The organism is Actinophytocola sediminis (genome assembly GCF_054779715.1).
In genome coordinates this window covers 78,274-89,090 of the sequence record NZ_BAAGXS010000061.1, presented here as the reverse complement: position 1 = coordinate 89,090, position 10,817 = coordinate 78,274, and the positions used below count along the sequence as shown (strand labels likewise).

Sequence of the window (10,817 nt, the reverse complement as noted above, 5' to 3'; positions counted from 1 at the left end):
TCCTGGCCGACGCCGGGGCCGGCGCTCGACGGGTTCGTCGCCGCGCACGCGGCCGCGCTCAACACCCACGACAGCCCGCGGTTCCGGCACGCGCTGAACCGGCGCACCGCCGCCGACCGGCACCCCCGGCTGCGCCGCTACTGGCAGCTGGCCGGCGAGATCACCGGCGAGCCGGCGCCGCTGGGCCGCACGCACACCTGGCTGCTGGACGCGCTCGACAGCTCAGTCGGCTGACACCCGTCGGCGGAGCCGACCGAGGTGGCCGACGGACGCGGCGGCGAGGAGGACCGGCCAGAGCGCGGCGCACAGGTAGGCGCCAAGGCACAGCCAGGCCCAGCCGTCGTAGGCCTGGCCGGCGAACGGGTCCACCTTGTCCCACGCGACGACCGACATGCCGACGATCATCGTGAGCAGCGCCGCGCCGACGAGCCCGAAGACACCGATCAGGGTCTCGGCCCGGCGGCGGGCCCACCCGGGTGCCCAGCGCGGCGTGAGCCGGCGGGCGTCGACGACGAACGCGAACGAACACGCGGCCGCGATGAGCTGGAAGACGGACAGGCCGAGCACGTACCAGGTGCCGGTGCCGGGGATGTCCTGGGCCGCACGCCACCGGTCGGGGGTCCCGAGCGACGGTCCGGCGGCGAGCACGATCCGCCACAGAGCCGTTGGCAGGGCAGCGAGAAACGCGCCGTAGGCACACCAGCTGATCCACCGCGGCGGCCGTCGGTAGGTGTTCATGGGCACCGAGAATTCCAGGTACGTGCCGTCCACCGCACCGGAACCGGGCGGACGTGACTGCCAACACCCCCGCTGACCAGCGATGTATGCGAACGGCGACCAGGGCAGTACGGACCTCAACGGCCGGGTGGCCCGGTGGCCGATGGACGGCGCGACCGGCCTGCCGCAGACCGACGCCGACGGGCGGTGGCGCGCGACCAGCGCCTAGCAGCGGATCATGTACGCGACGTCCCGTCCATGACCGGACCCGGCGCGTAGCGACTGACGCCGAGGCAGTCGATCAGCACCCGGACCGCGGCCCGGTCGCCGGTGAGCATGATGATCCGTTCGCGGACCGCCTGCAGCCAGCTGACATGCCCGAGCCACACGCCGGCGAGCGCGCCGAGCGTGCAGCTGACCCGCACCGCCGCGTCGGGCTGGACGTTCTGGTCGGCGAGCACCCCGGCGGCCGACAGGCTCAGCCACCACCGGCGCGGCTGCGGCGCGTCGGCGAAGTCGACCTCGACGGTGAGCGGGTCGACCGGCAGCCGGGCGCTGTCGATCTCCCGGCAGATGTCGAACACGAGCAACTCCGGGTCGAGGTCGCCGATCCTCGGCCGGTCCAGCCACCGCCGGCCCCACTGGCCGAGGTGCTCCACGATCGGCCGGAGCTCGTGGCCCGCGCTGGTCAGCCGGTAGCTCCGCTCGCCGCGCTCGCCCGCGTCGTGGGTGATCACCCCGTGGTGCTCCAGGACGCGCAGCCGCGAGCGCAGCAGCGACGCGGACATCTTCGGCAGTCCTCGCGCGAGGTCGGCGCGCCGCGTACTCCCCCGCAGCAGCTCCCGGACGACGAGCAGGGTCCACGGTTCGGTCAGCACCTCCGCCGCCCTGGCGATCGGACAGTGCTGTTCGTAGCGGTGCATCGAACGTGTCGCTCCCCTGGTCGATCGGCCTCCCGTCATCCTCTGCGGTTTCCCGGCCGATCCACCTGACAGGTAGCTGACAATCCGCCGCTAGCGGGGCCGGAGCCCGTGCAGCACGGTGTCCACGAGCTGGTCGACGTACTCGCCGGTCAGCGGCCCGGTGCGCTGGAGCCAGCGGTTGAGCACCGGGCCGAACAGCAGGTCGACGGCCACCTCGAGGTCGATGTCCTCGGCCAGTTGCCCGGCTCGGCGCGCGGCCAGCAGGCGTTGCTTCTTCAGCTCCCGCATCGGTCCGTCCAGCCGATCCAGGTAGTCGGCGGCCAGGGCGGGGTTGTGCACGATCTCGGTGTGCAGGGCGCGCATGGGCTGGTCGTAGCGCGGGTCGTTCAGCTCGTCGACGGTGGCCCGCAGGACCAGCTTCAGGTCGGCCGCGAGGTCGCCGGTGTCCGGTAGGGCGGCGGCCTCGCCGTCGCCGGCCAGGGTGAGGAAGGCGTCGAACAGCAGCGAGCCCTTCGACGGCCACCACCGGTAGATGGTCTGTTTGCCGACGCCGGCGGCGGTGGCGATGCCCTCGATGCTCAGCTTCGTGTACCCCACCTCGCCGACCAGGTCGAGCGCGGCGGTGAGGATGGCTCGGCGCGCGGTCTCGCTGCGGCGGCCGGGGTTCGGGGAGGCCTTCGTCGACACCCGGTCAACCTAGCAAACAACAAGACGAAACGGTCCGTCTTGACGGATCGGTCGATCCGGCTTACAGTCCCTAACGAGACGCAACGGTTCGTCTCGTAACGGAAGGACTCTCATGACCACCTCAGGACCGCGCGTCTGGTTCATCACCGGGGCCAGCCGAGGACTCGGCCGGGCGTTCACCTCGGCCGCGCTCGCCAGGGGCGACCGGGTCGTCGCCACCGCCCGCGACCTCTCACCCCTCGACGAACTCATCACCAGCCACCCCGACCACCTGCTGGCCCTGCGCCTGGACGTCACCGACCGCGCGGCGGTCTTCGCCGTCGTCGCCGAGGCACTCGAGCGCTTCGGCCGGCTCGACATCGTGGTGAACAACGCCGGGATCCTCGTCGGCGGCATGGTGGAGGAGTTCACCGAGGCCGAGGCCCGCGCGCAGCTGGAGGTCAACTTCTTCGGCGCACTGTGGGTCAGCCAGGCCGTGCTGCCCGCGCTGCGCGCCAGGGGCGGCGGGCACATCGTGCAGATCTCCAGCATCGGCGCGCTCGGCGGATTCCCCAGCACCGGGCTCTACAGCGCGAGCAAGTTCGCGCTGGAGGGCATGAGCGAGGCCCTGGCCGCCGAGGCGGCGCCCTTCGGCGTCAAGGTCACCATCGTCCAGCCAGGCGGCTACTGGACCGACCTCTACACCAGCGCCACCGCCACCACCCCGAACCCCGACTACGACCCGCTGCGCGCGGAGCTGGCGCGGCAGTGGGCCGAGGACTCGATCGACAGCGAGCCCCGGCTGGCCGCCGACGCGATGCTGACGCTGGTCGACAGCGACGACCCGCCGCTGCGGCTCCTACTGGGCAGCATGGTCTACGACCTGGCCTTCGACCTGTCCGAGCAGCGCATGCGCACCTGGTCAGGCTGGGAAAAGGTCAGCCGCGCCGCCGAGCACGCCGTACCCGCCCCCAACCAGTGACGGAGCCGATCATGAACATCACCGCCACCACCATCTCGCTCACCGTCGAGGACATCGCCGCGTCCAGCGACTTCCTCACCACCCACCTCGGCTACCGGCAGACACACGCCGCCGACGGTTTCGTCGCCATGAGCCGGGACGACGCCGCGGCCGACCTGGTCCTGCTCCAGCGCGGCACCGAGGTCCTGCCGGCCGAGCAACGCGACCAGCCGGCCGGTGGCCTGATCGTGGCCTTCACCGTGACCGGGATCGGCGCCGAACAGGAACGCCTGCGAGCCGAAGGCGCCAACATCACCATGCCGCTGCGGGAGGAGCCGTGGGGTGAACGGCTGCTCCAGGTCACCGACCCCAACGGGGTCGTGTTCCAGCTCGTCGAATGGGCGACCGGGGACTGACCGGCGCCGATTCGTCCAAGCCGGCCGGGCCGGTGGCTGCGATGGTGGACCGATGATCAGCAGAATCGTGCCCTACGCCGGCGGCGCCGACCTCAATGCCTCCCGGGACTTCTACGTCGAGGTGCTCGGGCTCGAGGTGGCGATGACCGACCCGGTCCTCGGCCTGCGCTCGCCGGACAACCCGGCGGCACAGGTGCTCATCCCGCCGGCGGGGATGGAGCACCCGCAGCCGCACTTCGGGATCGACCTCGGCGAGCCGGCACTGGTCGACGCGGCGCACGCCGAGGCCGGCCGGCGCGGGCTGCGGGTGGTCTACCCGCTCACCGACGAGCCGTGGGGCGTGCGGCGGTTCTTTGTGGAGGATCCGGGCGGCACCGTGGTCAACGTGCTCGCGCACCTGGCCTGACCAGCGGATCGGTGCGGCGGCGCGCCGCCGGGGATACCGTGGATGTCGATGGACGTCGAGCAGGAGTTCGTCAGCGTGCCCCTGGTGCGCGACGCGGTGGTGTCGGCGGTGGGTTACCGGACGCAGGGAGAACCGGTGCTGCACCGGGGGTTGCCTTCGCCCGCGCTGACCGTGGTGTTCAGTCTGGACGATCCGATCGTGACCGGGCTGTCGCCAGCACACGCGCGTAGCCAGGACGCCTACCGCAACCAGATCGTCCTCGGTGGACTGCACACCAGCCCGGCCTACATCGCGCAACCGGTGGTGCAGTCCGGCATCCAGCTGGCCGTCCGGCCGCTCGCCGCCCGCGCCCTGTTCGGCCTGCCGGCGGCCGAGCTGCGCCTGCTGACCACCGAGGGCGCCGACGTGCTCGGCGAGTCGGCGACCCGGTTGCGGGCCCAGCTCACCGAGCTGGCCACCTGGCCGGAGCGGTTCGCCGCCCTGGAGCGCTACCTGCGTGCCCGGCAGGCCGCGAGCCGGCCGAGGCCGGCCCGCGCCGAGGTGATGGCGGCCTGGAAGTGGATCGCCTGGCACCGGGGCACCGGGTCGATGACGGGCCTGGCCCAGCACGTGTTGTTGAGCCAACGCCAGTTGACCACGCTGTTCCGCGCCGAGCTCGGCGTCTCACCCAAGACGGCGTCCAGGCTGATGCGCTTCGAGAACGCGCGCCAGCACCTGGCGCGCGCGGTCAGGAGCGGCGTGGCGCCGGACATCGCGAGCGTCGCCGCCGCGTGCGGCTACTTCGACCATTCCCATCTGGTGCGCGACTTCCAGCAGTTCGTCGGCACCAGTCCGACCGGTTGGCTGGCCGAGGAACGCCAGAACATCCAAGCCGGCGCGGGCCAGGTCGGCCAAGAATGGGAATCATGAACACCACACCGAACAACACACCGCCACCGACCGTCTGGCCGACACTGCAGGCCAAGGACGCGCCCGCGCTGATCGACTTCCTGGTCGACACCGTCGGTTTCGTCCGCACCGCGGTCTACGCCGACGGCGACCTGGTGGCGCACGCCCAGCTCGACTGGCCGGAGGGCGGCGGGGTCATGCTCGGCTCCCACCGGCCGAACAACGCGTGGATGCGGGAGATCGGCTCGGCCGGCATGTACGTGGTCACCGACCAGGTCGACGCGCTGTACGAACGCGTGCGGGGCGCGGGCGCCACGATCGTCCGCGAGCTCGCCGACCAGGACTACGGAAACCGCGAGTTCACCATCGCCGACCCGGAGGGCAACCTCTGGTCCTTCGGGACCTACCGCGGCGAGCCGTCGGCCTGACGCCCGGCCATCACGACGCCGCGGCGCGCAGTGCCAGGAAGTTGCTCCGGTACTGGTCATGGATCGGGTCGGACCTGATCCTGATCATGGCTTCGTCGTTCTCGCGCAACGCGGCGTTGGTGTAGTTGTGGCTGCCGGTCACCACCCACCTGGTGTCCTGCTCGCCGGCGTAGGTGCCCTCGATGAGCAGGTACTTCGAGTGCACGATGTGGTCGCCGTCGAGCTGGTACAGCACGATCCGGTCGTGGCCGGTGAGGTGGCCGCGGCTGCCGGCGTCCAGCGTGGTGTAGACGACCTCGATCCAGCACTTCTGGTCGGCCAGCGCGCGCAGTCGCCGTGCGATGTCGTCCCGGCTGAAGTACCACATGGCGATCCGGATGATGGTGCGACCGGTCGCGGTGCCGGTGGAGGTGTTGCCCTCGCAGGTCACGTTCTCGGTCAGCATGTTGTAGACGGTGTCGGTCGACTCGTTCGTGCCCGCGCGCGGGAAGTAGTACGCCTTCACCGCGCCGGCGGACACCGTCCGGTAGTAGTCGCCGTTCTTGGCCTTGGCCGCCAGGTCGTCGAAGTAGGACAGATAGCCGTTGTACAGCGCGGTGTTGCCGACCAGCGTGACCGCGTTGTTCCAGTAGGTCTCGGCGTTGCCGCTGGTCAGGTTGGCCGACGACTGCACGACGACGTTCGTCGAGCCGGCGGTGTCGGAGAACAGGAAGAACTTGTTGTGCATGATCGGCGTGCCCTTGTTGCCGATGCACGCGGCGTTCTGCGTGCACACCACGGCTTTCCCGCCCAGTGCCTGGATCACCGACAGTGCCGGGCCGGTGGTCGAGGTGGAGTGGTCCAGCACCATCCGCACGTCCACCCCGCGGTCGGCCGCGGCCACCAGGTCGGCGGCGATCAGCGCGTCGTTGAAGTGGTAGATCGCGACGCGGATGCGCGAACCGCTTGCCGCGCCCTGGATCAGTGACCGCAGGTGGTCGCGGATGGCATATTGCCTGCCCGGCGTCGTCGGGTCGTTGAACACCGCGCCCTGGGTGACCGCGGCCGATGCCGGCGAACTGGGGACGATCAGCGTGACGAGCGCCAGGGCGCTCACCAACAGAACCCGAAGCCTCATGGTGAATTCCTCCCATGCCGGCAGCGAGCCTACCGCCGGCCGGCCGCGTAGGGCGAGACCTCGCGGGACTCAGCTGATGGCCGTCGAGCCGCCGAGAACACTCGGCAGGTCGGCGATCTCCCCCTCGGCCATCCGGACGCGGTAGGGACGGATGTCGACCAGCAGCGCACCCCCCTGCCGCTGCTGGTCGACATCGCGCACGTGGACCCGCGCGAGCTCGGCGCGCGCTCGAGCGAGCAGTTCCTCGACACTCACTTCCGCCTCACATCACTACAAACGCGCGCGGACCACAGGTGGGTTGCATCGCGGACCGAGGAGCGGTGAAATAGTCACGAATCTTGACTGTCACGAATCATTACCATATGATTTCCCCAACGAACCCGCTCGACGAAGGAGATCCACCATGACCGGCTTCGACTACACCCTCACCCGCGAACTGGACGCCCCCGTCGACACCGTCTGGCGCGCCTGGACCGACGCGGCCGACTACGGCACCTGGGCCAGCGCCGAGGAGGTCGCCCTCGACGTCCGCCCCGGCGGCGCCTGGAGTTCGGTGATGGTCATCCCCGGTGGCGCGCGCATCCCCCTGTCCGGCAGCTACACCGAGGTCGTCGAGCACCAGCGGCTGGTGATCGGCATGCACGCCCCCGGCCGCGACGACCTCTCCCTGATGAACGTCGAGCTGCGCCCCGACGGCGACCGCACCACGATCACCATCTCCCAGACCTTCGACAACGCGGCGGACCGCGACCAGTCCGAGCAGGGCAGCGGCATGCTCCTGGACGGCCTCGCCGCCTTTGTCACCGCGTGAGCAGCCTGCCGCTGACTGTCCACAACAGACGGTTCAGGTGGACAGTCAGCGGTCGCGCGTCATACCGGCGGGGCGACCGTCCTGGTCCAGTTCAGCATCGCCGAGTACAGCGCGGGCGCGTTGAGGTGCAGGTGTGCGTGCCCGGCACCGGATATCGTCGCCACGTCGAGGCGGGCGGCGTTGGTGAAGTACGGCGCCTCCATCGCCTCGACGGCGGCCTTGGTACAGGTGATCCCGTCCGGCCCGCCGCAGACGAGGTTGTCGAACTCCCCCATGAACACCGACACCGGCTCGTCGATCCGCTGGGTCGGCGACTGCGCGGGCGCCACGTTGAGCAGCGCCAGACCCGACACCACCTCGCCGTTGGTCAGCGTGTCCTTCAGCGACTCGTCCTGGGCGATGACCGCGGGATCGGCGACGGCCGCGCGGTAGAACAGGTCGTCGCGGGAACCGGGCACCGTCGTCAGATAACCGGCGTCGGCACCCGGCGGCACCAGGTTGTTGGTCATCAGGCCGAGAAAAGACGGTTTCATGAAGTGCGCGCTGCCGGTGAAGACATAGGCGTCGACGTCGTCGAACCGGCCGCCGTACTCGTAACCGTGCACCGCGCCGATGCTGTGCCCGACCCACACCACCCGCTGGAACGGGATACCGCCGACAATGCCCGCGCGCAGGTGGGTGACCACCCCGTGCAATGCGGTGTTGCCGCGCGGAATGGTGACCTCCGCGCTCGGCGGCCTCGTGCTCGTGCCGTGCCCGATCCGGTCGACGGCCAGCGTGGCGTAGCCGGCGCGCACCGCGGCGCGCATGTACGAGTAGGTGTCCGGTTGTTGGGGCCAGTCCCAGAAAGCCCTGGTGTAGGTACCGCCGTGCACGAGCAGTTGCACCGTGGTCGGCGTCTGCCAGGTCGGGCGGCACAGCGTCGCCGAGACCGCGACGTCCGCCGGCCCGTCCACCACGCTGGCCACCGGCAGGGTCACGTTCGTACAGCTGATTTCCTCGGTCGCCTCGGCGGCCGAGGTGCCGCCGAGGACCGCGAGAAGTGGGAGCACGCAAAGAGCACTGAGTAATCGCCCGCTGGCGATATTCTTGGCCATGGCCGGAAGTTAGCGCACGACCCTCGCGGCGTGGCCCGGAATTCGCTCAGTAAGCGGACTTGGCGGCCACGCCGGCGAAGGACAACTCGTTCATCTCCGGGTCGTCGGTGATGTCGCCGGCGCCACCGGGACGCCAGGTCCCGGTGGGCACCAGACCCGGCTCGACCAGTTCCAGGTCGCCGAACATCGTGCCGATCTCGGCCCTGGTCCGGGGAAAGACCTGGCCGTCGCCCCGGCTGCTGGCCACGATCCCCGCCACCGCACCGATCTTGTCCCGCTGCAGGTCGTCGGTCATGTGCGTGATCGCCAGGTAGCTGCCGGGCGCGAGCGCCTCGCGGTACCGCGCGACCAGCGCCGGCAGATCCGCCTCGTCGGGCACCCAGTGCAGCACCAACAGGAACAGCAGGCCGACCGGTTCGTCGAAGTTCAGCAACTGGCGCGTCCGCTCGGCGAGCACGCTCTCCGGCGCCCGCATGTCCGCCTGCACGATCGTCGCGCGCTCGTTGTCGACCAGCATCAACTCGCTGTGCGCCACCGCGATGGGATCGATGTCGACGTACACCACCCGGCACCGCGGATCCGCCTGCTGGGCGATCTCGTGCACGTTGCCAACGGTCGGGATGCCCGAGCCGATGTCCAGGAACTGGCGCACCCCACTGCCGACCATGAACCGGACAGCGCGGGCGAGAAAAGCCCTGTTCAACCTGGCCGCGTCCCGGATTCCGGGCACCGCGCGCTCCACCTTGTCGGCCATCTCGCGGTCGGCGGCGAAGTTGTGGCTGCCACCGAGCAGGAAGTCATAAGTACGCGCGCCGCTCGGCGCGGTGGTGTCGACCATGCGCGGAACCCAGTCCTGCGATGTCACTGCGAAACACCTGCTTTTCCGTTTTGTGATGGGGAGGGGGAACCACGGTGGAGCATGCCTTAATAACCCGAAAGTGTCATCATCTGCCACCCGATTGGCCGCTGTTGGTTACTACCAGCTGACCTCTACTGTTGTCTCCCCACGCTGGCCGAGGAGTACTGATGGTGGTTCCGACGGCACCGGGGCGGTGGCCCGTTCTCGGCCATACCCCGGCGATGCTGCGCCGCCGCTTCGAGTTCACCTCCGCGTTGCGCGCCAACGGCGAGCTGGTGCGGATCTACCTCGGCTCGCTGCCGGTCTACTTCGTCACCACCCCGGAGTTGACCCATCAGGTACTGGTAACAGATGGTGGCGCTTTCGAGAAGGGCGCCATGTTTGACAAATTCCGACCGTTCGTCGGAAACGGAATCGTGATCTCGAGCGGTGCCTTTCACCTGCGACAACGCCGGTTGATCCAACCCGCTTTTCACCACCAGCGGATAGCCCGCTATGCAGACACCATGCGGCACGCGGTCTCCCGACTCACCGACAGCTGGCGACCGGGCGAGATCCGGGAGATCAACGAGGACATGCAGGCCCTCGCGGTGACCATCGTCGGCGAGGCGCTGTTCGGCACCGAGTTCGGCCGCGCGGCGATCGAGCAGGCCCGCGTGTCCCTGCCGGTCGTCGTCCGGCACGGCATGGTCCGCGCGCTGTCGCCGGCGTTCGTGGAGAAGCTGCTGGTGTTGGGCAACCGGCGGTTCGACCGCGCGGTGTCCGGCATGCGGGCCGTCGTGCTCGGGCTCATCGCCGACTGGCGGGCCGCCGGCACCGACCGGGGCGACCTGCTGTCGATGCTGCTGCTGGCCCGCGACGACGGCGGCGACGGCATGACCGACGAGCAGGCCTACGACGAGGTCGTCACCCTGCTCAGTGCCGGCATCGAGACCAGCGCGCTGGCCATGGCCTGGCTGTTCCACGAGATCGCCCGGCACCCGGACGTGGAGACCAGGCTGCACACCGAGATCGACACGGTGCTCGCCGGCGGACCGGCGACCAGCGATCACGTCGCCGAGCTGACCTACACCCGCCAGGTGATCAACGAGACCCTGCGGATGTACCCCATCTGGATCCTGATGCGCCGCACCACCGACACCGTCGACCTCGCCGGCAGCGCGATCCCGCCGGGCACCGAGGTGACCATCAGCCCGCACGCGCTGCACTTCGACCCGCGGTCGTTCCCCGAGCCCAGCCGGTTCGACCCGGACCGCTGGTCCCCGGAGCGTGCGGACGACGTGCCGCGCGGCGCTTTCCTCCCGTTCGGCGCCGGCAACCGGCAGTGCGTCGGCAGCGCGTTCGCCATGACCGAGATGGTGATCACCGTCGCCACGGTCGCCGCCAACTGGCGGCTGGTCCCGGTTCCCAGCCGGCCGACCAAAGTGAAGTACACCTCAACCGCCTATCCCGCACGGCTGTCGCTGGCCGCCGTGCCGCGAACCTGAAGGGCCGGCTCATCTTGCTCCGGATCCACTGTGGACCAACA

General features: G+C 70.0%; 15 protein-coding genes and 1 pseudogene. 9 read left to right on the top strand and 7 right to left on the bottom strand.

Translation table 11 applies throughout. The features are described 5' to 3' along the window. A pseudogene (locus tag ACYVIP_RS30260) lies at positions 1-234 on the top strand (MerR family transcriptional regulator); the annotation flags it as partial. Here the strand turns inward: ACYVIP_RS30260 and ACYVIP_RS30255 are convergent. After that, positions 223-738: a hypothetical protein gene (locus ACYVIP_RS30255; RefSeq protein WP_460402457.1), complete on the bottom strand. Its 516-nt coding sequence runs from the start codon at positions 736-738 to the stop codon at positions 223-225. The pseudogene ACYVIP_RS30260 and the gene ACYVIP_RS30255 sit on opposite strands and share 12 nt — an antisense overlap. Before the next feature lie 82 nt (positions 739-820). Here ACYVIP_RS30255 and ACYVIP_RS30250 point away from each other — a divergent pair, with 82 nt between their 5' ends. Beyond that, a complete protein-coding gene (locus ACYVIP_RS30250) occupies positions 821-946 on the top strand; it encodes a hypothetical protein (protein ID WP_460402455.1) in 126 nt (41 codons plus the stop codon). A 7-nt stretch (positions 947-953) separates the two neighbouring features. Here the strand turns inward: ACYVIP_RS30250 and ACYVIP_RS30245 are convergent, their stop codons facing one another. Beyond that, a complete protein-coding gene (locus tag ACYVIP_RS30245; RefSeq protein ID WP_460402453.1) occupies positions 954-1,640 on the bottom strand; it encodes a winged helix-turn-helix transcriptional regulator in 687 nt (228 codons plus the stop codon). A gap of 90 nt (positions 1,641-1,730) precedes the next feature. Next, positions 1,731-2,327 (bottom strand): TetR/AcrR family transcriptional regulator, encoded by a 597-nt coding sequence (locus tag ACYVIP_RS30240; protein ID WP_460402451.1) that lies wholly within the window; start codon positions 2,325-2,327, stop codon positions 1,731-1,733. Positions 2,328-2,439: 112 nt separating this feature from the next. Between ACYVIP_RS30240 and ACYVIP_RS30235 the strand changes: the two genes are divergently transcribed. Genes ACYVIP_RS30235 through ACYVIP_RS30215 form a run of 5 tightly spaced genes read left to right on the top strand, consistent with a single transcriptional unit; the run spans position 2,440 to position 5,405 of the window. Next, complete coding sequence (locus ACYVIP_RS30235; RefSeq protein ID WP_460402449.1) at positions 2,440-3,288, top strand: SDR family oxidoreductase; 849 nt, start codon at positions 2,440-2,442, stop codon at positions 3,286-3,288. A gap of 11 nt (positions 3,289-3,299) precedes the next feature. Then, positions 3,300-3,683, top strand: coding sequence for a VOC family protein (locus ACYVIP_RS30230; RefSeq protein WP_460402447.1), 384 nt, complete (start codon positions 3,300-3,302; stop codon positions 3,681-3,683). A 52-nt stretch (positions 3,684-3,735) separates the two neighbouring features. Further along, the gene (locus tag ACYVIP_RS30225; protein WP_460402445.1) at positions 3,736-4,089 is read left to right on the top strand and encodes a VOC family protein; all 354 of its coding nucleotides are present in this window, start codon (positions 3,736-3,738) and stop codon (positions 4,087-4,089) included. Between the two features lie 48 nt (positions 4,090-4,137). After that, positions 4,138-4,998, top strand: coding sequence for an AraC family transcriptional regulator (locus ACYVIP_RS30220; protein WP_460402443.1), 861 nt, complete (start codon positions 4,138-4,140; stop codon positions 4,996-4,998). Then, complete coding sequence (locus ACYVIP_RS30215; protein ID WP_460402441.1) at positions 4,995-5,405, top strand: VOC family protein; 411 nt, start codon at positions 4,995-4,997, stop codon at positions 5,403-5,405. The genes ACYVIP_RS30220 and ACYVIP_RS30215 overlap by 4 nt, the downstream gene beginning before the upstream one ends. Positions 5,406-5,415: 10 nt before the next feature. Here ACYVIP_RS30215 and ACYVIP_RS30210 read toward each other — a convergent pair whose 3' ends face one another. Both ACYVIP_RS30210 and ACYVIP_RS30205 read right to left on the bottom strand, forming a co-directional pair. Continuing rightward, on the bottom strand, positions 5,416-6,522 hold the full coding sequence (locus ACYVIP_RS30210; RefSeq protein WP_460402440.1) for a phospholipase D-like domain-containing protein: 1,107 nt from the start codon (positions 6,520-6,522) through the stop codon (positions 5,416-5,418). 69 nt (positions 6,523-6,591) lie between these two features. After that, complete coding sequence (locus ACYVIP_RS30205; protein ID WP_460402438.1) at positions 6,592-6,777, bottom strand: hypothetical protein; 186 nt, start codon at positions 6,775-6,777, stop codon at positions 6,592-6,594. Between the two features lie 148 nt (positions 6,778-6,925). Between ACYVIP_RS30205 and ACYVIP_RS30200 the strand changes: the two genes are divergently transcribed. Further along, positions 6,926-7,333, top strand: a complete 408-nt coding sequence (locus ACYVIP_RS30200) for an SRPBCC family protein (protein WP_460402436.1) — start codon at positions 6,926-6,928, stop codon at positions 7,331-7,333. A gap of 59 nt (positions 7,334-7,392) precedes the next feature. On the opposite strand, the gene ACYVIP_RS30195 is transcribed toward ACYVIP_RS30200, so the two are convergent. Further along, entirely contained in the window at positions 7,393-8,430 is a 1,038-nt protein-coding gene (locus tag ACYVIP_RS30195; RefSeq protein ID WP_460402434.1) for an alpha/beta hydrolase, read from the bottom strand. A gap of 46 nt (positions 8,431-8,476) precedes the next feature. Continuing rightward, a complete protein-coding gene (locus tag ACYVIP_RS30190) occupies positions 8,477-9,268 on the bottom strand; it encodes an SAM-dependent methyltransferase (protein WP_460402465.1) in 792 nt (263 codons plus the stop codon). 188 nt (positions 9,269-9,456) lie between these two features. Here ACYVIP_RS30190 and ACYVIP_RS30185 point away from each other — a divergent pair, with 188 nt between their 5' ends. Then, a complete protein-coding gene (locus ACYVIP_RS30185) occupies positions 9,457-10,776 on the top strand; it encodes a cytochrome P450 (RefSeq protein WP_460402432.1) in 1,320 nt (439 codons plus the stop codon). Positions 10,777-10,817: the final 41 nt, after the last annotated feature.

Coding starts and splice junctions, on each gene's coding strand:
- ACYVIP_RS30210 (WP_460402440.1), bottom strand. CDS start 6,522: ATGAGGCTTCGGGTTCTGTTGGTGAGCGCCCTGGCGCTCGTCACGCTG.
- ACYVIP_RS30215 (WP_460402441.1), top strand. CDS start 4,995: ATGAACACCACACCGAACAACACACCGCCACCGACCGTCTGGCCGACA.
- ACYVIP_RS30250 (WP_460402455.1), top strand. CDS start 821: ATGTATGCGAACGGCGACCAGGGCAGTACGGACCTCAACGGCCGGGTG.
- ACYVIP_RS30195 (WP_460402434.1), bottom strand. CDS start 8,430: ATGGCCAAGAATATCGCCAGCGGGCGATTACTCAGTGCTCTTTGCGTG.
- ACYVIP_RS30255 (WP_460402457.1), bottom strand. CDS start 738: ATGAACACCTACCGACGGCCGCCGCGGTGGATCAGCTGGTGTGCCTAC.
- ACYVIP_RS30190 (WP_460402465.1), bottom strand. CDS start 9,268: ATGGTCGACACCACCGCGCCGAGCGGCGCGCGTACTTATGACTTCCTG.
- ACYVIP_RS30230 (WP_460402447.1), top strand. CDS start 3,300: ATGAACATCACCGCCACCACCATCTCGCTCACCGTCGAGGACATCGCC.
- ACYVIP_RS30220 (WP_460402443.1), top strand. CDS start 4,138: ATGGACGTCGAGCAGGAGTTCGTCAGCGTGCCCCTGGTGCGCGACGCG.
- ACYVIP_RS30225 (WP_460402445.1), top strand. CDS start 3,736: ATGATCAGCAGAATCGTGCCCTACGCCGGCGGCGCCGACCTCAATGCC.
- ACYVIP_RS30185 (WP_460402432.1), top strand. CDS start 9,457: ATGGTGGTTCCGACGGCACCGGGGCGGTGGCCCGTTCTCGGCCATACC.
- ACYVIP_RS30235 (WP_460402449.1), top strand. CDS start 2,440: ATGACCACCTCAGGACCGCGCGTCTGGTTCATCACCGGGGCCAGCCGA.
- ACYVIP_RS30200 (WP_460402436.1), top strand. CDS start 6,926: ATGACCGGCTTCGACTACACCCTCACCCGCGAACTGGACGCCCCCGTC.
- ACYVIP_RS30245 (WP_460402453.1), bottom strand. CDS start 1,640: ATGCACCGCTACGAACAGCACTGTCCGATCGCCAGGGCGGCGGAGGTG.